The organism is Polyangium mundeleinium (assembly GCF_028369105.1).
GTDB lineage: Bacteria > Myxococcota_A > Polyangia > Polyangiales > Polyangiaceae > Polyangium > Polyangium mundeleinium.
This window is the reverse complement of the sequence record NZ_JAQNDO010000001.1, coordinates 3,581,827-3,603,404: the sequence shown is the minus strand read 5'-3', so window position 1 is coordinate 3,603,404 and position 21,578 is coordinate 3,581,827. Positions and strand designations below refer to the sequence as shown.

The window sequence follows — 21,578 nt, the reverse complement described above, 5'->3', positions numbered from 1 at the left end:
CCCTCTTTCGTTCAGGGGTTCGACGGCGGCGGCCTTTTTATTCTTCTTCCTGGGCGACTCTGGAGTATTCGCAGACGATCCAGACGTCTTCGAGTTCGCTGGGCGTCGCGTCGCTCACGGTCAGCGTCCACGGGGCGAATCCGGTCGACGTCTCCGCTAGAATCGGAACCGGCGCGTCGAGATACGTCTTGGGCTCTTCGGACTCGGGGGGCGGCTCGGGTTCGACGTCGTCGATGCTGGCAACGAGGAGCTTTCCATACTCCCCAGCGATCAATGAGATGCCCGTGAGCGCGTCCCCCGCAGCGTCGAGAGCGACCGTCAGCGACCCGTCCGTACCGTCAGACCGTTTGGCGAAAAGCTGTACCCTCTTGATCTCGAGTAGGCGGCTCCCGACGAGCGGCAGGAAATGCCGCAGCGCAAACGGCAAGGAGAGGGAATGCGTCGCCGGCTCGCCTTCCCCCGTGAGAAACACGTGCCATGCGTCAGGGAAGTCCGTCTTTGCGCTGAAGAGCCGGAAGCCGGTCGGGCCTGCATCCGACGGCTCCAGAGCCCCCAGCGCGTCGAGCGCCCCATTCTTGAGCGATTCCCCACCGTCCCGCGCCGTGTAGCGCACGTGAAGGACCACGTCGTGAACGGCCGTCGGGTCGAACCGGTTGGTCTTCCCATCGAGTTCGATGCGCCACGTGCTATCGGCGCCGCTCCCCTCGAAGGGCAGATAACGTTCGTCGCGGAAGACCAGTTCGAAGAGCCCGGAGTCGCTCTGACCGCTGCTCGTGACGATGGACTGGACGACCCCGTAATGGTCGAGGAAGCGAGGATCCGGCTGTCCGGGCTGGTCGATACGCGCGTAGCCGCCGGTGGTCTTCATCCGCACGCTGCTCTTCAGCAACGTGAGCTTGCAGTTGACACCCGCGTACGGCCCGTTCACGACCGGGACCGTCATGCTTACGGACTTGATGCGCCTCAAGTAATGCCCCGGCCAGTCCTGATCGAAGAGCACTTCAGGCAGCTCGACCTCGCATTGGCCCGTCTCACGCAGCTTCAGAAGCGCCTGCGGATCGACCTCGGCGAGCGAGACGTGCTTCGTGATTTCGTACTCCCGCTTGTTCTGCTCCAGGTATGCGGCCTCCATGCGCCGTAACGCGAGCTGAAGCCTCTCACCAGCAAGCAGTCCCTTTTTCGCGCTATCCCAGTGGCCGAACGTGATGTAACTTGCGCCCGGCTGGGCGAGCTCGAACTGGAACGCCCTCTCCGCACGTTTCGCGAGTTCGTACGCAAGCTTATAGGCCTGGAAGTACACGCTCTCGACCTGCGAGGCCATCCAGCCGTAGAGCTCCTTGCTCGTGTACTTGGTCTTGAGGTGATCCTCGATCTCCTTGGCGTTCTTTACGGACAGCTCGTGATTCGCGTATTCCTTCTGGGCGATGTCCAGCCTCACCTCAGCGGCGAGGATCTGCCGGTCGATTTGCGCAAGCTCTCTCGAAGCAAGATCAATCTGCAGTTGCCAATCCTCCGCGCGCCGCTTGTAGCTCGCCTCGATGCCGGCCATGGCCGCCTCGGCGCCGAGCTGGGCAGCCGCCATCCCAGCCATCTGCCCGCCGATCTCGGCGACGCCGGCGAGCTGTTCACCACCGAACTCGGTGAATGCGGTCAGTCCAACAGCGATCTGCGGAATCAGCTTGAGCCCGGAAGCGACGAGTTGCGTGCCTTGCGCGCTGACGGTGGCCGCGGTGGCAAGCGTGGTGAGCTTTCGTTGCTCCCGTTCTTCCGCGATCCTGTGATCGAGCTCCGAATAATGCCGATGCCGCTCCTCGATGACGGCCCGGGAGCGACGCAGCGCCTCGAGCGACTCCTGGGCCTCGTCGACCTGGCGCTTGCGCACCTCGCGCACGCTCTCGAGCAGTTCAATCTCTTGCGTCTGTCGCAGCAGCGAGAGTGCCTCCCCGTCGCGCTTCTCGATCGCCGCGAGGAGCGACGCGCCCAGGGAGATCACGCTGCCCGCGAACTCGACGGCCTTGGGCTGGAGCACCGAGAACCGATAGACGGGGATGGGTGCATTGACCACGGAGAGCAACTCGCCGAAGTCCAGCCCGCCCGCAGCGGCCCTCACGAGTAGCCCCGGATCAATCGGGGGCTCGAAGAGCGCGAGTTGCCGGACCGTGCCCTCGATGTTCATGCAATGCCGGATCTTGAACAGGCGATCCTCGACGGTATCCCAGAGCGCCAGCATTTCGTCGTTCGGCGGCACGCAGAAGTAGAGCGTCCGGAGCACCGGCGGCGGCTCGCGGCGCGGGCGGCGCGTATTCGGCTCCGGGGGCGCTTGGATGAGCGTTTCGATTTCGACCAGCGCATTCGAGAACGCATCGACGTCGGGCTCGAGCTCGGCGTAGGACTTGGGCGGTACGTCCTGGGTCTTCACGAGGCGCGGCCGATCGCCCAGGATCCGAGACGCGAGGATGTAGAGCTGCGTGGCCTCGTTGATCGACTCCATCGTGTCGCGTCGGAAGAGGCTGTCGCCCCACGAGAGGAGGTTCTCGACATACTTCATCACGACCGATTTCTGGTAGGCGAGCGGCCGCATGCGGGCGATGAGGTGCGGATTGAAGGGATTCTCCCTCCAGCGGTCGAGCTGCGCGGTCATGTCCTGCGTGGCGCTCGAATCGGGAGACACGCCGAAGAGCTCCGCGAGGAGCTTGGCGTTCGGGTTCTCCTCGGCGAGCTGCTCGAGCTGCGCCTGAATCGAGGCGAGATCGATGTTCTCGCGGAAGGGGCGAACGTTCCAGAATCGCTCCGGCCCATTCCCCGGCGCCCCGCCCGTCGGATCGAAGATGTAGCGGAACCAGCGATCCGCCTCCTCGAACCGGCCGTTCGTGGAAAGGCGCGTGGCGGCGAGGAACGGCGCGTGGAAGAAGACCTCCCAGTTGTATTGCGAATAGGCGCCACCGAAGGAGAAATCGACATTTTCGATCGGGAATGGAGCGCCAACGATGAGAGTAGGATTGTAGTCGGCCTCGAGCGTGTCGTTCTCCGCGAGCTGGATTGATGTCGAAATGGGCGTATCCCATCGGAGCAGGCCGTCGATCCCTCCACGCTCGAGTCGTCGGATGAAGTCGCACACGTAGGGGTGATAGAAGGTGTGGAAGCGGTAGAACCCCTGGATGGTGCCATTCGCGCCGAGGTCGAGCTTGGGCTCGTTGGCCCACTCGAGGACGATCGGGTCGAGCGCGCCCGAGGCTTGCTGCCCCACGGGGGCCGGCGCGTTCGGGAATGCCTCGGCGATGTCCCCCCACGTGGTCGTCGCCCGGTAGCGTGCGTCCATGAAGAACGTGCGCGCCCCATCGGTGTAGAAAATGGCGTCGCGCGTCTTCTCGCCGAGGATAACCGTCTCACTCGCTCGATCCGTGAGCAAGGAGAAGCGCCCTGGCGTCGTCTGGAGCAAAACCATCGTGGTCAAGCCCCAGGGGGATGGCAGGAAATTCTTCGGGGTCGGGAGGGTCAAACGGCCGTCGTTCCCCGGAAACTCATCCGCTTCCAGGTGCCCCATGTTGGCCGGTACGGAGTACTTGGGTGCCCAACCAGTGAGATAAGGCGCCTGGTCTACCTTGGCGGCCGTCAGGGCCCCGACGCACGGGTCGAGTCTGAAATGGCCAAACGTCTTGTATACCGTGAGCGGCGGCGGCAGGACCGGTGGCATACCCGGTAGCGAGGGCAGCTGGATGAGCGTTGCGTGAAGGCTGAACATGCAATCGATACGAAGTTCGCCACCTTCACGCTCCGCGACGAGCGACAGCCAGCCGAGGTCAGCGGTGTCACCCATCGTAATGGGGCTGCCCTTCGTCATAGAAACCGGGCCGAACCCCGTGCTTTGACGTTGCGACCACGCAAGGTTGATTCGTTGACGTTTCTTGTTGTCCTCCGTCGTGTACGGCTCGAACGTGGGCCAGAAGAGGTGGAGCCGCCGGTTCCACACGGTGGCCAAGAGGTGGTCCCCCTGGATGTCGAGCTCCACCTTCTCCCAGGGCGTCCAGTAGCTCGAATCGATTCGCTTTCGGTAATAGTACTTGCGCGGCATCGCGTGCGTCCGAGCGATGACGTGCACGATGTCGACTGGCTCGTCGCCGTCCTCGCGCTCGTGGCATATCGCCGCCACTTCGAGCTTGCTGACTTCGTGCAGGCTCCCGAGATACTCCCGGTACGCCGCCTCGGCCGACTCCGCGGTGACCTCGCCTTGCAGCAGCCGGCTCTCCAGCGCCTCGAAGAATGGCGTCTTGTCGTCCCGCAGCTCGGGCTCGATCCAGTTCTCCGGGTAGAGGAATACCTTCCGGTTCGCCTCCCAGATCCTGTAGCTCTTCATCCAGTCCCATTCTCTTGCGGCTTCCTCGCCGAGCTCCGTCACGTGCTCCTCGAGCCCGAGCAGCGCTCGCTGCACGAACGTCTGCACGGAGCTGATGGCCTGCTTGATGCGCGAGGTGAGCTGGCACGGGCTCATTTCGACGTCGATGAGCAGCTCGTCGAAGAGCTCATTGGGGCCCGAAAGGTTCCTCTTGGCGACGAGGTAACCGACGAGCGCATCACGCTGCTTCGCGCGCAGCGTGTCGCGCACTGGGCGCGCCACTTCGCTCCAAGCTGCGTCGTCGTGCTTGGCCCGCGCCACACGCTTGATGTCGAGTACGATGTCCGCGGCATTCGGAGATGCGGGCGGCAGCGGAGCGTCCATGCTGGCCCATAGGAGCGCCTGCGCGGACGTGATGCTCAGCCGACCGAGGATCTCGAAGGCGCGCTGAAGGCTGAGGAAGGCCCTCTCGTCGCGGAAGTCCGATTCCGCGAGGGGATGTACCTTGAACACGAAGCCAGTGTGGATGAGGTGCTCCACGCCGTCGCGCGCCCAGCCGGTCCGCTCGGCGAGCTCGCTGTAGAATGGCGCTACCTGCTCGTTCTGGATGGGCTCCGCTTCGATGCTTCCGATTTCGACCGCTTTCTGGAAGAGCGCCAACATGTCTTCACTGCCCTTCGGCAGGGAATCGCGGAAAGATGCAAGATCGACGAGGCGGATCAGGGCAGCAAAACGCTCCTGCCGGTCCGTGTCTTCATCGTCCCCCTCGAGATGGAGCTCGTTCAGATCGAGCCACGTCGATGCGACCCCATCCGGATATAGCCATAGAAGCTCCGAGGTGCCGAGCCCGAGCCGTGTCACGACCAGCGCAGCCTTGTGCAGCCGGCGGATCGCCTTTTTCCGGTCGTCGGCCGTCGCGGGCGTGGGCGGCGTGTACTCGAACGCCGCATGCATCCCGGGCATGAAATCGAAGAGCGCCCGAGCTCCGCTCTGCGCCAATGACGCCAGCGTCTGCGTCAGCAGGTGGTCGATCTTCTCGGGCTCGAAGTTCATTTCGGAGGCGAGCGCGTGTTTGACCTGCGTCTCGGTCCGCGTCCGGCGCAGATGGTTCAACACGCTCGCGAGCACGTGCGCGAACCGCTGTGCCTTGACCGCAATCCCGGGCTCATCCTGCGTGTTCGCCGGACCGACCAGTTTGTCCAGCGTGGACGCCGTCTCGTCCCCGAAGACGTGCTCGAGGTGGAGCTGCATGAACGCACGCTCGGCATTGCGAGCCGCCGTCGACGCAATCGATGGTGCGTCGAGCACTTGGATGATCTGCTCGGCGACGGCGGGCGCTTCGGCGGGCGCGACGCCGTCGAGCACCTCCACGAGGCGCGCGTGAAGGTGCGTATTCTCGGGATCGCTCTCGAGCATCGTCTCATTTGAGACCTCGGTGGCGAGCGCTCCGAGCTCGCCCGCGAGCTCGTGGAGCGCCTCATCGGAGAGGCCCGCCTGCGTCCCGGGTGGCGCGGCGTACCGCACCAGGTAATGCAGTTCCGCGATCGTGAGCTTCGAGCGCTGCACCTTCCTCACGAGCTCGACGAACGCCCGCGTCGTGGCCGGCACGGCGGGCGGCTGCGGTGGTTGCGGTGGGTCGACCACGACCGTGAGCGCGTCGAGCCCGGAGAGCTCGAGAAGGACCAGGAGGTCCTGAATGCCGATACGCAGCCCTCTGGCCAGCGCGACGATACGGTGGAGCCGGGAGAGGTTGGCCAGCGAAAGAGGCGCGTTCACGGCGAGCGGGCTCGTAATGCCCATCTGCTGCTGGGCGATCTCGGGAATGGCGAGCAGCCCGAACTCGAGCACGTTGATGCGCAGGGCGACGCAGATCCCAGCTGCATGTGCTGCGATCACAGTGCTATCCACGGGCCCGCTCGGCACGTCCGCGAACGCGGCAGATTGGGCCAGCGCCGACTTGGTGAGGAACGTCGTCTCGTAGAGCGACGTGCCCCACTCGGTGGAATACGTCCCGATGTCGCCCCAGAACGAAAGCAACACCGGCAGCGGCAGATCGAGCTCCTTCCGCAATGCGACGAGATCGGCCACGCGGCGCACGAGCTCCGCGTCGATGTCCGTCGCTCCGAACGCGGAGACCGTCCAGTCGAGCTCGGTGATGCTGAAGCCGAGCCGCTTACGCAGCCGCAAGAAGCGATGGATCCTGCCGAGCACCTCTTCATCGAGCCCGGTGAGCAATTTCGCATAGATGTCGCAACCCGCCTCGGGGTTCAACTTCACCGCTGGGGGGGCGATCGGATTCACGTACTTCGTGGCGAGCAGTTCTCGCAACTCCTCGAACGAGATGCCGGCCTTCCGCAAGAATACGCGGACGTACTTGAGACCATCATCTTGGCGGGTGATCCAGTCCGACCCCGTCATGCCCCAGCAGGCCGCCGTGGTCGGCGGCGTTGGCGATGACTGCGCAGTCACGATCTCCCACTCCCGCTTCGACATGCGCAGCCGCTCGCGCGCGATCTGGTCGGCGATATCGGCGGGGGGATCCTTCGACGGCGCGACGAACTTTTCGAGTAGTTCGTGCCGCTGCATGCCGAGATGTTCGAGGTAGACGCGCGCCTCTTCGCCCCACAGATGGAACGGCAGTTCGAAGGGATGAATGGCGTCCGCGAGCTCGGCATACGCCGCGAGGCGAGCACTCGGGTGGATGATCTCGGGCTCGGCCAGGAGCTCCTGCGACGTCCCTCCGCTCGTAATGTCCGACGGCCAGAGGAAATCGGGCTCCTCCACCTCGTTGGCGACGACGACCTCCAGGATCTCGTTGACGAGATCGATGTAGGGCAGAGTCGTGTTCGTGTTCTTGCAGGAGAGGAGGAGCCGCACGATATCCGGCCTTCGACCTTTGAGCCCCGAGGGCACGCTCAGATCGCCGATGAGGACGTCCCTCGCTGAGAACTTCCCCTCGTCGGAGGCAGGGTACGATTGATTGGAGTCTTGCCGATCCAGAAACTCGAGCAGATCCACGAGGTAGGCGGCGGGGCCGTATACGGAGCGACAATGCTCGCACGCGCAGGTGTCAGGAACGCCAAAGAGCGAGGCCCAATCCGCGGTTTCCGGATGCCCGTCCTTGATGGCCGTGGCCAGGTCCGGGAGGGCGAAGAGCTTTAGCCCCTGGAAGCCGCCGCCAAACTTGGCAAAGAGCGCGGTTGCAGCCGTTGCGATCCAGCTCGCCCGATTGAAAATCACCTCGGCGCGTTCATTGCGCATGCTAGGGCCGAACTTGGCGACGAAACGGCGCTTGCCCATACGATGAATGCCCTGCGCCGAGTGGAGACCGGCATCGAGAAGCAGCTTCATCTCGCGGTAGTGGGGCGTGACGCGGAAGATCCGCTCCATCCTTTTGAGCTGCTCGGTCGTCGCCGCGACATCACTCACGCCCGCAAGCGCGCCGGTCGTCTGCTCGATGTACCTCGACACGCGCGACGCGCCAAACTCGAACGTCGGGTTGCTCTCGAAGAACACGCGGATGTCGGCCTCCGGTTCCTCGTTCCGGATGACCCGATCCGCGATGACCGCCGTGGGAAAGGCCGTCTCTGTGGTGAGCTCGAGGATGTTGATGTAGTTCGTCCGTTTCTCGGTCTCGTCCGCACCCGGTATATCCGGAGGACAGGGGAGTTCCTCCAACAACTCCATCCAGTCGGCCGTGTCGTATCCCGCGAGCTCCCGAGCGTCCGCCACCTCCCCGGAGAGCGCCTCGACGAGGGGCGCGTGGTACCGAGTAAAGGCGCCAACTTGCAATGTTTTCTTGAGGTCAGCGATGGTCCCGCTGGAGAAGGCTGTGTTGAGCCCGAGCTGGGACCAAAATTGCTCGACCGTGCCCTCGTGTTGAAGAACTGCGCGAATGAACGCCTCTTGCAGCTCCTCATTGGGCTCTCCCTCGATCTCGGGGATTCCCACACGTACGACATCGGCGAAAGAGCTGGCGCCGGGCACGCGCGGCTCGGACGCGAATTCCACCATCTTGTCCACGAGAGCGTCCATGATGTCATTGAGCGTCACCTCCGCATCCTCCGGAGGCTCCTTGCCGACGTTCTGAGCGAAGCTCGCCTCGAACGCTTGCCTCAGCGTGGCTGGGCGTTGCGAGAGGATTCCTCGACGCGTCTGGGGGATGCCTTGTCGCAGCAGGAGGTAGACGATCCCCGCGCTGTTAATGTCCTCCACCACGAGCCCCATGTCGTCTGCGATCCGCGCAGACTTGAACCAAAGAGCGACGAGCTCCTTGTCCTCCCCGGTCCTGCACGCGATGCGCGCGATGCTATGATCGAGGTCTTCTTCGTCGATGTCCAGAATGTTCACCGGGCCCAGCGCCGCTTCCACGTTGCCGGCCACCCGCTCGACCTCCGGGGGGCCGCGGAAGGCAGCACCGCCCTTGACCAGGTCCACGATCGCGGTCGTTGGCGCTCGGCAGATCACTTCCGATTCAGCTTCCCAGCTACCGCTCGTGCTCTCATACGTCGCCTTGACGACGAGACTCGGGTACGCGTCGGGAGCGAATGCGTCGGGCCGGTAAATGATACGATACATGCCATCCCTCGTCGTGCAGGATCCGAGAAACACGCGGGGTCCCGGATCGGGCAGACGCTCGTGGAAGGCCGTCACCACAATGGGGGGATCGGCATCGGGCTCGGCATCGGGATCGGCCTCGAGGAAGACGCGCGCTCCCGTCGTATCCGTGATGCGCCCGCGCACGACGAGGCACGCAGGAGGCGCATCCGTACGCTCCGGGATAGCGGGGATCCTGATATGGATGCGCTGGAGCCCCGGTGCGAGCTGCCAGGTCACCGTGGGGGGAGGCGTGAGCAGGCCCGACTCGAAGAGGCGGAACTTGAGCGCCGGCCTGCGATCCGCGAAGAGCATGCCGAGATAGGCGTCATCGAGCGTAATGGCGAAGTGGCCGTCCGCGTTCGTCTTGGCGGTGGCCACCAGGTCGGGGCAGAGGGCTTCCTGGTCCCACGCTTCGACATACACGCCGCCGACCCCGTGCCCCGTCGTGACGTCGATGATCCGGCCCTGAAGCCGGTACAGCTTCGCCGTGGTATCCTCGAGATCCAACTCCTCATTCATGATGTTCACCGCGTTCCTTTGATAGAGTGCCCCGCCCTTCCACAGGCGAGCAAAGTCATGTCTCGACCCAAGGGTTCGCGTCCCCCCCGGGCGAGGTGATTCACGAGCACACCACGGCCCTTTCGCCGTACGGAAAGCGGCGAACACGGGCATCGACATGCGCAACTGCACGCCGCGAGACCCACGACCCCCTACGGCAGGTCCCGCCTCGTGGTGGCGATGCGCACGCCTCTTGTAGACCTATCGATACGTATCTCGAGGCGAAATGGCGCCCCGTACATTCATGTTCTCACCTTTTGCAAAATAGACCACTCCCGTCCTCGACGAACGCAGAGAAAAACTCCGCGCATCACGAGATGGGCACCCATCGCGCGGCGATGCGACGCACGGCAACCCGCCCTCGAACCTCACGAATCGGAAGGGGCACATCCCCTGTCCCATTCCTATCGAAGTGCGAACGCGGGTCGGCGGCAACGTTCGTAGGCCACACGTCGGCCAGGCACCCGATCAGCGGGCGCCTGTATTTGATCGACGATGTAATTGGCAGACGGCCGGAGTTCCGTCCAGAGGAATGATTGGGGCCCGTACAGTTCTGGAGGAGATGTGGGTACGGTGTGGTCCTTTTGTCGCCCTGGCGGAATGCCAGCCGATGCAGGAAGGGCCGCTTTCGAGCGCCCATCCGACTGCGGGGGGTCGATGCTCGGATGGCGCAGGACGCAGAATTTCCTATGTGGCGAGTCGTCGGTCGAAAATGTTGAAAGTCAAGTCATGAATGGCGCCGAGGAAGGGGGCAAGGGGGCGGTGCGGCTCCCACACCGTGAGCACCTCGTTCCCAACGCGCGCCCCGCGCAGCGCCAGCGCGACCGCGCCATGCCCCACGCGCGAGCTTCATCACGGGGCATTGCGCGTCCCGTGCGACAGGTTATGCGACCGCAGGAGCGTTACAGACCGCACCGTTGTGCGTGTTGCGGCATGACGACGCAGAGCGTGTCATTTTCTGCTTGCCATTCTTCAACGCAAAGCACGTTGCTCCGCGGGGCTTCACGTCGACGCGCATAGCGACGACTCGCCGCTCCCTCTAAAGCGAAAGCTCCGCCACCCCATCCTGGAACCGGATCCTTGCCAGCATCAGCTTCTCCTGCTGCGCCACCAGATCGATCGTCGCCTTCGAGATCCGATCACTCACCTCTTGCATCTTCTTCTCCAGATTCTGCATCAGCGGCCCCCCGCTCTTCACCATCTTCAGCGTCACGATCTGCGCGTGCAGCTCGTCCAATCGCTGCCGATACTCGGCGAGCTGCTCGCGGGTCATCGTGATCCGCTGCTCCAGGTTCGCCATCTCCTTATGCAGATCCAGCAGCGCCCCCACGCTCTCCTTCAGCTTCCCGCTCGCCGCCGGGCCCGACAGATACACCCGCACCATCTCCATCCCCGCGTCGTTGCGGAGATCCGTCGACCGGAAGACCGGCGTCTCCTCGTCGATGACGACGTCCATCTTCTCGCCCGGGCCGATCTCCACGCGGAACAGATACGATTCGCCCATCCGCTCCTGCGACGTCGGCGCTTTCGCCAGCGTATACCCCTTCGCCACCGTATGCCGCACGTACACCGTCGCCTTGTCCTGCGCCCGGTTCGTCATGACGAGCGTCTTACGCCGCGTGTGCTTCACCTCCGTCGAGAACACGCCCCGCTGCACCGAAAGGATCCGCGAGATTGCGTCGACCTCGTCGTCCTTGCGCTCCACCACGATCTGCCGGTCGAGCGCGAAAGGAATGAACGCGAACGAACGCGCCGGGATCGGCTCACTCATGCCCTCGCCGATGAACCGGCCCTCGCCGAAGACCGTCACCGGCCCGCTCTCCAGCACCGAATCCGTCGGGTTCTTCAGGCGCACCGCCTTGAACGGGAACGTCGTATTGCCTCGCGTGCTCTCCGGGTCGTAGAAGTACACGAAGCCGCCGTCGGTCTCCGTGCTCAAGATCGAGACCATCGCGCTCGTCGTGCGAGGCACGGTCATCGGCACGGTCGATTCGAAGTGCGCGGTGCCGATCGGCTCGGCGCTCGCCTCCTCGGCGGGCGAGAGGGTCGCCGTTTTCTGCATCTGCGATTCGGCGTCGACCGCCTCCACGATGCTCACGCCGCCCTTGCGACCTTCCTGCATGCCATTGCCCACGGCGACGATCTGCGAGGCCGGCAGCCCCGCTTGAATGAGCTGCAAACGTGCGCGATTCGCCCGGTCGAGCGAGGCGGCATTTTTATCGCCGTCCTTGGCGTCGGCATACCCCTCCACGACGATCTGCTTGCGGTTGCTCCGATACTTGGCCGCGAGCTGCTCGATCTGGATCTGCTCCTGCGTCTTGGGAGGAGGAGGCGGCGGAGGCGGCGGCGGCGCGGGCTCCCTCGCAGGCACGCTGTCTTGAACCCCAATCCCGGGCATGACGGCGGTGAGGGATTCGAAGGAGCGCACGGGGACGCGCCTCGTGTGCTCCACGCTGGTCGTGGAGACCGTGACCTCGCCCGCGGCCAGCCCATCGACGACATAGCCACTCTCAGGACTCGTAGTCCCCGTACTCCTCGCGACATTCGCGAGCTTCGTATCGTCGAGGTTCGCGAGAATGCGCTTCCCCGGCTGCCCCGGCTGCCCGCCGTGCGTCGCCCCGCCCATCGGAGGCGCCTGCGCGAAGAGGCCGTTCGATTGCAACGTCTCCCGCTCGACCACCCGGATCGTGCGCAAATCAAAGCGGAACGAGAGCGCCGAGCTCGAACCCACCCCGAGCTTGACCTGGTTCCAGTCCTCCCCCGACGTGTTGTCCACGACGGCCCACGCATCGACGTTCGTCTTCCCGTCCTTGCCAATGGAGATGCGATAACTCGGCTTCCACGAGGGCGCCTCGGTCACGTACGAGAGCCGGAGCTTGTGCGGCTTTGCGCCTTGGAGCTGGATCTCCATGTTGACGAGGTTTCCCCCCTGCCCGTCGTACCCCGACGAGCCCACGGTCGGATACGCGATCGGCGCGGGTTTGCCCGTCGTCGCATCGACCACGGTGAGCGATTTCAAAAAATCGTCGACCTTGTCGTCAGGCACGCTGAGACGGAGCGTATCCCCGTCGATCTCCGCGTACCGTTCGAAGTACGCGACGCCATTGCGGTACACGACGACACGCCCGAGCGTCGTGTCGCTCCGGACGAAGCTCGTGGCGTTGCTACAGCCGAGAAGCCAAAAAAGGGAAAGGGGAGCGAGAACCTTGCGCATGGGGACACACCTCGTTCGAGTCGGAGACGAGGCCAAGAGCAGCGATCGTGCCACGCCGTTTCCCCGCACCATCGCCGCGCTTTCTCGCCCCGCACTGGCGGCGACGTGGACCCGGGGTCGACAGGTGTGGACGGCCCGTCGACAGCTCAGCGGGGCGCGCCGGAGACGCGGCGCTCGCAGGCCTCTTGCTCGGCCCGCGCCGTGGCTTCAGGCACGTTCAGGAGCGCGATCCGCCGCTCGACCGACATGCAGTACGTCGTCGCCGACCACAACTTGGGATCCTGGACGCCGGTGAGCGGCTCGAGGTCGGACCATACCCACGCGGCCTTGTCGTCCGACGCCGTGACGAGCCGCTTGCCATCGTGGCTAAACGCCGCCGAGTTCAGCACGAAATCGGAGCCACGCAGGACAAGCGGCTCGCCGCTCCCGTCCGCGTTCCAGATCCGCACCGTCTTGTCCTGCGAGGCCGTGACGATGCGTTTTCCATCCGGGCTCCACTCGGCCGAATTGACCCAATGCTGGTGCCCTTCGAGGACCAGCGGCTCCCCGCTGCCATCGGCGTTCCAGATCCGCGCCGTCCGGTCGTGCGACGCGGTCACGATTCGCTTGCCCTCCGGGCTGAACATCGCGCTCCGCACGTTCCCCTGGTGATCCAGCAAGAGCAGCGGCTCGCCGGTCCCATCGGCATGAAACACGCGGACGACCTTGTCGCGGGACGCGGTGACGATGCGCAGGCCGTCGGGGCTCCACGACGCCATATTGACCGCGGCCTGATGGCCCTGCAGGACGAGCGGCTCGCCGCTGCCGTCGACATTCCAGATCCGCGCCGTCTTGTCCTCGGACGCCGTCACGATCCGTTTCCCGTCGGGGCTCCACTCGGCCGATTTGACCGTGGCCAAGTGGCCACGAAGCACGAGCGGCTCGCCGCTTCCATCGGCATTCCAGATCCGCGCCGTCTTGTCCTCGGACGCCGTCACGATCCGTTTCCCGTCGGGGCTCCACTCGGCCCAGTGGACGACGTTTTCATGGCCCCGGAGAACCACGGGTTTGCCCGCGCCGTCCACATTCCACACCCGGGCTGTGTTGTCCCAGGAAGCCGTCACGATACGCTGGCCGTCGGGGCTGAAGGACGCCCGATAGACCAAGCGCTGGTGCCCTTTGAGCAGCAAAGGCCTGCCCGTGCCCTCCGCGCTCCAGACCCGCGCGGTCTTGTCCGAGGAGACGGTCACGACAGACTGCCCGTCGGGGCTGTACGAGGCCCTTTGAATGGCGTCTTCGTGGCCACGAAAGACCAAGGGATCCCCCGAGTTCTCTGCGGTCCAGAGGCGCATGCCCTCGTTATGAAAGGCCGTGAGGATACGTTCGCCCTCGGAGGTGAACGCGAGCGAATACACGCCATCCTGGTGGCGCGTGAGGACCTGGGGCTCGCCCGAGCCGTCCGCATGCCAGACACGCACGGTCTTGTCCCACGAGGCCGTGACGATATGCTCGCCGTCGGGCCGGAACGTCGCCAGGTTGACCGCCGCGAGATGGCCCCGAAACACCACGGGCTCGCCCGAGCCGTCTGCATTCCAGACCCGCGCGGTCTTGTCCTCGGAGGCCGTGACGACACGCGCGCCGTCGGGGCTGAAGGCTGCCGAGCGCAAGCCCTGCTCGTGCCCGTGGAGGATCACGGGCTCGCCCGTGCCGTCGCTCCGCCAGATACGCGCCGTTTTGTCCCGCGACGCTGAGACGAGCCGGGCGCCGTCGGGGCTCCACGTGACCGTCCGGACCGCGTCCTCGTGGCCGGAAAGGACCATCGAGCGGCCCGTGCCGTCCGAATTCCAGAGCCGCACGGTCTTGTCCCATGACGCCCCCGCAATGCGGCGGCCGTCGGGGCTCCACGCGACCGATTGCACGGTTTCCTGCCCCCGGAGGAGCAAGGGCTCGCCGCGGCCGTCGGCGTTCCATACCCGCACGATGCCGTCCTCCGACGCGGTGGCAATCCGTTTGCCGTCGGGGCTGTAGGCCGCGGACATCACCAAAGCCGGATGCCCGAGCACCACGCGGGCCGGCCCGCTCTGGAGCGCCGAGCGCGCGAGCTCCGACCAGCCGCGAGGCACCTCGGGCGGCTCGACCTCGCGCAGGAGCGCGAGCACGGTCGTCGGATCTCCTTGCAGTTCGCGCGCCGCGGCAATACGCGTCGCATTGCGCGCTTGCCTCGCCTCGGCCTGCGCGCGCGCCGCCTCCGCGTCCGCGTGCGAGGCCTGCTGATCGGCGCGCCGCGCCTGCTCCCCGGCGCGCAGGGCCAGGTACGACACGACCACCGTAATGGCGCCGAGCGCCACGATGACCCCCATGGCCACGCGGCGACGCAAGCTCCGCTCGCGATCGGCCAGCCCCACAACGGCGAGGAGATATCGCTCCTCGCGCCGGCCGAGCCGGGCAGGCGCGCCCGCCCCTTGCGCAGCGCGGCGGCGCGCGAGCCATTGCCGTGCTTCCTCGGCCGCGCGATCCCGCCAGACGAGCCCCTCGGCCTCCGCGCTCGCGTCCCATTGCTGGGCAGCGGCGCGGAGCCGCGCCAAAAATTGCGCGTCCTTCTCGTTTTCGTCGAGCCAATGCCGGAGCTTCGCCCACCGCTCGACCAGCGATTCGTGGACGATCTCGACCGTCGACCCCTCCCAATCGCCGCCCGTCTCGATGACGAGGAGCCGCGCGGCGGCGAGGTGCTGCACGACCTGCTCCGTCGCGTCGCCGCCCTCGGCGAGCTCGCGCAGCTCCGACAAACTCACGAGCGCGCGCGTGCGCTCGGGCGTAACGAGCCGCAACAAGATCGACCGGGCGAGGGCCTGCTCCGGACCCGAAAGCGTCGCGAGCACCGCGTCCGCGTGCGTCGAGAGCGCCCCCGCGACGCCGCCGAGCGCGCGATAACTCTCACGGGAGAGGAGCTTGTGCTCGCGATCCCGCGCCTCCCACAGCTTGGTCGCCGTGAATTGCAAAAGCGGCAGGGCGCTCCGCGTGTTCTCCAGGGTATCGAGCATCTGCTCGACGAGCTCGTCGCCCTCGAATCGATATCCCGCCGCCTCGATGGGCTTCGTCAACGCCGCGCGCAGCCCTTCGCGGCCGAGCGGAGGCAAGAACACGAGCCCGCGGGTGACCTCGGTCATGAAATGGCGATTGTCGACGAGCCGGTCCAAAAAATCCGAGCGCATCGCGAGCACCACGCGCAGCGGCGAGGATGCGTCGTCGGCCGCGCCTTCGAGGCAGGCGAGAAACGCCTTCCATTCGTCCTGGCTCGCGCCGAGGGTATAAAGCTCCTCGAATTGATCGACGATCAAAAGAATGTGATGGTCCGGCCCGGCGCGGCGGCACCGCGCGCGAAGGCGGGCGCCGAGGTAACCGGGGCGGCTGCGCAACGTCGCCGCGAGCTCCTCGATGTCGGACGTGAGGGGCACGCTGCCCCGGCTATCGATGGGCGCATCGGCAATTTGAGCGAGCACGTCGGCGAGCGCGGCGAGCGGCTTGCGCCCCGGCCGCAGGAGGAAGACCTCCCAGGGTCCGCCCGAGCGTTTCAACGCCGGGAGAAGCCCCGCGCGCACGAACGAGGATTTACCCGCGCCGGACGGGCCGGCCACGACCACGAGCTGCTGGTTGCGCAAGCGGCCGAGCGCGCCGGCGATGTCGCGCTCGCGCCCGAAAAACCGAGCGGCGTCCGATTCCTGGAATGCCGAGAGGCCGGCGAAGGGGTTGTCGTCGTCGGAGAGCGCCACCGTCGTCGGCTCGTCCACGAGGGCTTCGAGCGCCGTGAGCAGCTCCCGCGCCGAACCGATACGCTCCGTTTTGCTTTTTTTCAGGCAGCGATCGATGAGCGCGCCGAGGGCCCCGAGATCCGGGCGTGATTCGAGCACGCTCGGCATGGGCAATTCGAGGACCTGGACGCCGACGAGCCGCGCCATGCTCACGGGCGCGAGCGGGTGCGCGCCCGTGACGAGCTCGTGCAGGATGATCCCAGCGGCCCACATGTCGCATTGCGGATCGATGTCGAGCCCCAGCCATTGCTCGGGCGACATGTACGGCGGCGTGCCGACGACCGTCCCGTCCTCGGTCGTCGTGAGATCGTCGCCCGGGCGCGGCGCGGCGATCGTCATCGTCCCGGTGTTGTCGAGCGTGAAGCGCTTGGCGATCCCGAAATCGAGCACCTTCACCTGCCCGCCGTCGGTCAGGAGGATGTTTTCCGGTTTGAGATCCCTGTGCACGATGCCCATTTCATGCGCACATACGAGCGCCCGCAGGACGGGAATCATGATCTCCGCCGCGACGCTCGGCGCGACGCCGCTCACGCGCTCGCGCTCGGTCATCCACGCCCGAAGGGTGCGGCCTTCGAGGTATTCGAGCACCATGTAGGGATATCCCTGGAGCTCGTCGACCTCGTACACGACCACGATGCTCTCGTGCTTGCAGCGCGCCGTGGCCCGCGCCTCGGCCAGAAACCGCCCGGCGCGTTTTCCCGTGTACCCGACGAGGAGCTTGATCGCGCAGAGCCGCGCGAGCCGCGTGTCCCGGGCCAAGAACACGCGCCCCATGCCGCCCTGGCCGAGCTCGCGGATGATCTCGTACTGCTTGATGACGCGCCCCGGCTGGAGCGACAACGACTCCACCGGGATCGCGGGCGCGCCGAATGCGATCGGCGGCGACGTCGCGGAGACCGTCGCGCGGGAAGGCGGCTCCGGGTTTGGCTCGGTCATCACCCGCGCGGTCCGGGCGAACGCGGGATCCGGCTCCGGCTCCCTCGCCAAAGCCTCCTCCGAGCGATCGCGCTGGCTCTCCGGATGGCGCTCCATGCGATCCGCCCCCTAGGGCTCGATACCGTGGCGTCGCAGGAGCCGATACAGATACGTGCGATCCATCCCGGCCGCGCCCGCGGCGCGCGCGACCTTGCCGTCGTGCAGCCGGAGGAGCGCCTTGAAATACCGGCGCTCGAAATCAGCCATGGCGCGCTCGCGCTCCGAGGCGTACGGCGCCATGGGATCCACGGCGAACCCCTCCTCCGTCGCGCCGGGGCTCGTGCTGGCCGGCTCGATCGTGCGGAGGATCAAGCAACGCTCGACGTAATTGCGCAGCTCGCGCACATTGCCGGGCCACGCGCCGTTCCGGAGCTGCGCCATGAACTCGGGCGAACGGAGCTGCTCGGCTGCGTCCCGGGGCGCGCGGAGCGACGTGAGGATCTCCTCGGCGAGCGGCGGGATGTCCTCGGGCCGCCGGCGCAGGGGCGGCATTCCAATCGTGACCACCGCGAGGCGGAAATAAAGATCGGCGCGGAAACGACCGATGTTCACGTCCGTGCGGAGATCACGGTTCGTCGCGGCAATCACGCGCACGTCGACCGGCCGGTACGCATTCGACCCGACGCGGCGCACCTCACGCGCCTCCAGCGCGCGGAGCAGCTTCGGTTGCAGGTCGACGGGCAGCTCGCCGACCTCGTCGAGGAACAACGTCCCGCCCGACGCCTCCTCGAACGCGCCGACCCGCCGATCCGTGGCCCCGGTGAACGCGCCTTTTTCGTGCCCGAAGAGCTCGCTCTCCAGGAGGTTTCCGTGGATGGCCCCGCAATCGACGATGACGAACGGCCCCTCGCTGCGGGCGCTTTTCTTGTGAATCGAGTGCGCCGCCTGGCTCTTGCCCGTGCCGGTCTCGCCTTCGAGCAGCACCGTCACGTCGCTCTCGGCGGCCCGGGCGAGCATCGCGAACGTCGCGCGCATCGCCGGCGAGACGCCCGTGAGCGAGCCGAAGCGCGTCTCCTCGGCGAGCGGCAGGCTGAGCGTCTCGGCGCCGAGCTCGAAGCGGATGACGGTTTTTCCCAGCCGCAGGAGGCTCCCGACGCGCAGGAACGCCTCGAGGACCGCGACCCCGTCGAGCACGGTGCCGTTGCGGCTCTTGAGATCGCGGACCCGCACGCCGCCCTCGTCGATCACGATCTCGCAGTGGAACCGGGAGACCGTGGGGTCGTCGATGATGAGGTGGTTGCGGTGGTGGGAGCCGATCGAGCAGCGGTCGCCCGTGGACTGCCAGGCGACGCCACGCGCGGGCCCCTCGACGACGGTGAGGCGGAAGCGGCGGACCGTGCCTTTCGCGGCGGCGTGGCCGTCGGCATGCGTCAACGTCGCGGAATGCGCGGCGCCCTCGGGGATGTTCCGGTCGCTCTGCTCTTGCCCCGCGGCGCGGCCTCGGCTCGACACGGCTTGCCGTTCTACCACACGAGAGGTGCGGCTCACACGACAAACGCGGGCACTTGTCCTTGTCGTCCGGCAGGCCGTCCTTGTCCAGATCAGGCGCCGCCGTCCTCGTTCGGCTCGACAGGCGCGGGACAGACGCGGGAGCACGGCCGTCGGTCGGGACAGACATAAGCCCGGCCCGAGGAGGGCTCCTGCCACGAGGCGGCCACGGTTCGGAATTGACGCCGCCTCGCGAAGGTCCCAGGATCGAGCAGTTGGATAGCGAGGTTACCATACGAATGGACTCCCCGGCGCAGCAGAGACAGAGGATGTTGCGTACGAGCGAGCCTCGCTTTTCGACATGCGGGATCTCCGCCGGGGGGCGCCAAGGTGCGGCGAACGGGCGGCGTTGGCCTTCTTCGGGCCGGCTGGCCCAGGGGTTCGAGGGGAAGGTGGCGCCGGGGCTCGATCCGCGGCGCCCCTGGGGCGGTCAGCGATCATGAGCAGAGCCTCCGCGCCCGGTGCTCGTGAGGGCACGATTCTCATCGTGGATGACATGCCCATCAACCTGGCCGTGCTCGTGGATCACCTGGAGTCAGCCGGGCATCAGGCGCTTGTCGCGCAGGACGCAGAAGACGCCTTGAAGCGGGCGAGCCTCATGAAGCCCGACTTGATCCTGCTCGACGTGGTGATGCCTGGGATCGACGGCTTCGAGACGTGCCGGCGCCTGAAAGCGGCGGAGAGCACCCGCGACATCCCGGTGATATTCATGACCTGCCTCGGAGAAGCAGCGAACAAACTCGAGGGGTTCGAGGCGGGAGGGGTCGATTACATCACCAAGCCATTCGAGATCGACGAGGTGCTCGCGCGGATCAAGACGCACCTCTGCTTGCGCGAGGCCCAAAAGGAGCTGGAAGCGAAAAACGCGCAGTTGCAGCATGCCCACCAGGAGCTGGAGCAACGGGTGCGAGAGCGCACGGCCGAGCTGGCGAGCTCGAACGCCGCGCTCAAAGCGGAGAACGCCGAGCGTCGCCGCGCGGAAGATGCTTTGCGCGAGAGCCAGCATCTGCTCCAGGCCATCGTCGACAACTCCACGGCGGTCCTCTACGTCAAGGACCTCGAAGGCCGCTATTTGATGGCCAACCGCCGCTTCGAAGAGTTATTTCATGTGACCGTGCGGTCGCTCATGGGCAAGACCGACTATGACTTGTTCCCCGTGGAGTGTGCCGACGCATTTCACGCTTTCGACCGGCAGGTGGCGGCGGCCGGGAGGCCGCTGGAGAAGGAAGAGATCGTTCCCCAGGACGATGGGCTCCACACGTACATCTCGATCAAGTGCCCGCTTGTCGACGAGTCGGGCCGGCCGTATGCGGTGTGCGGGATTTCCACGGACATCAGCGAGCGAAAGCGGACGGAGGCGGAGCAGGAGAGGCTCCTCTCCCGCGAACAGGCGGCGCGGGCGGAGCTCGAGCGCACCGGGCGGCTGAAGGATGAGTTCCTGGCGCTGCTGAGCCACGAGCTGCGGACGCCGCTCACCGCGATCCTCGGCTGGTCGCAGTTGCTCCTCACCCGGGGTCCCTCGGACGAGCTCCAGCGCCGGGGGCTCGGGACGATCGAGCGCAACGCGCGGACGCAATCCAAGCTCATCGACGACCTCTTGGACATGTCGCGTATCATCAGCGGGCGGCTGAACCTCGACCTGGAGGTGGTCGATCTGGCCGAGATGCTCGAAACGATGCTGGAATCGGCGGAGCCGGCGGCGAAGACGAAGGGAATCCGCCTGGAGCTCAGCGTCGCGTCGGCCGGCGAAAAGGTCCTGGGGGACCCGAATCGTCTCCAGCAGATCGTGTGGAACCTGCTCAGCAATTCGATGAAGTTCACCCCGCGGGGCGGGCAGGTCATGGTATCGCTGCGTCGCGAGGGATCGTTCGCGCATCTCACGGTGAGCGATACGGGCATCGGCATCGATCCGGAGTTTTTGCCCTACGTATTCGAGCAATTCCGGCAAGCCGACGCATCGACCACGCGCGAGCACGGCGGGCTCGGTTTGGGGCTTTCCATCGTGCAGCACCTGGTGGAGCTGCACGGGGGGACGGTGGTGGCGGCCAGCTCCGGGAAAAACCAGGGGGCGAGCGTCACGGTGAAGCTGCCGCTGGAGGCCAAGCATGTCGAGGTTTTGGCCGGAGAACGGCCGCCCTCGACGCCGCCGCGCCGGCCCTTGTGGCACCGTGGCGGGGAGCTCCTGAATTTGACAGGGGTGCGGGTGCTGGTGGTGGACGACGAGCCGGACACGCGAGAGCTGCTCCTGCGAATCCTGGCGGAATGCCATGCCGAGGTGCGGACGGCGGGTTCGGTCGTGGAGGCGCTGGCGGAGCTGGATCGAGACCAGCCGACGGTCCTGGTGAGCGACATCGGCATGCCGAAAGAAGGCGGCTACGAGCTGATCCGGAAGGTACGGCAGTTGCCGCAGGAGCGTGGGGGAAGCGTGCCGGCGCTGGCGCTCACCGCATTTGCGCGCCCCGAGGACCGCACGCGGGCGCTTTTGGCCGGATACCAGATGCATCTGGCCAAACCCGTGAAGCCGTCGGAGCTCGTGGCGCACGTCGCGAGTTTGGCCGGGCGAAACCAGGGTTGGGGCGAGATGAGCCCGGACGGCCGCGCCCGGTCCATGTAGCAACGACGC

At 66.1% G+C, this 21,578-nt stretch carries 5 protein-coding genes; 1 reads left to right on the top strand and 4 read right to left on the bottom strand.

Annotated elements, in window-relative coordinates; genetic code table 11:
- Positions 1–37: 37 nt before the first annotated feature.
- From POL67_RS14420 to POL67_RS14405, 4 genes are all read right to left on the bottom strand, one after another.
- Positions 38–9,451 (bottom strand): Tc toxin subunit A-related protein, encoded by a 9,414-nt coding sequence (locus POL67_RS14420; protein WP_271930808.1) that lies wholly within the window; start codon positions 9,449–9,451, stop codon positions 38–40.
- 1,078 nt (positions 9,452–10,529) lie between these two features.
- Entirely contained in the window at positions 10,530–12,704 is a 2,175-nt protein-coding gene (locus POL67_RS14415) for a DUF4139 domain-containing protein (protein WP_271917927.1), read from the bottom strand.
- A 146-nt stretch (positions 12,705–12,850) separates the two neighbouring features.
- Positions 12,851–17,524 (bottom strand): nSTAND1 domain-containing NTPase, encoded by a 4,674-nt coding sequence (locus POL67_RS14410; protein WP_271917926.1) that lies wholly within the window; start codon positions 17,522–17,524, stop codon positions 12,851–12,853.
- Positions 17,525–17,536: 12 nt separating this feature from the next.
- Positions 17,537–18,919, bottom strand: a complete 1,383-nt coding sequence (locus POL67_RS14405) for a sigma 54-interacting transcriptional regulator (protein WP_308789528.1) — start codon at positions 18,917–18,919, stop codon at positions 17,537–17,539.
- A gap of 475 nt (positions 18,920–19,394) precedes the next feature.
- On the opposite strand from POL67_RS14405, the gene POL67_RS14400 reads away from it, so the two are divergent.
- Positions 19,395–21,569: a response regulator gene (locus POL67_RS14400; RefSeq protein WP_271917925.1), complete on the top strand. Its 2,175-nt coding sequence runs from the start codon at positions 19,395–19,397 to the stop codon at positions 21,567–21,569.
- Positions 21,570–21,578: the final 9 nt, after the last annotated feature.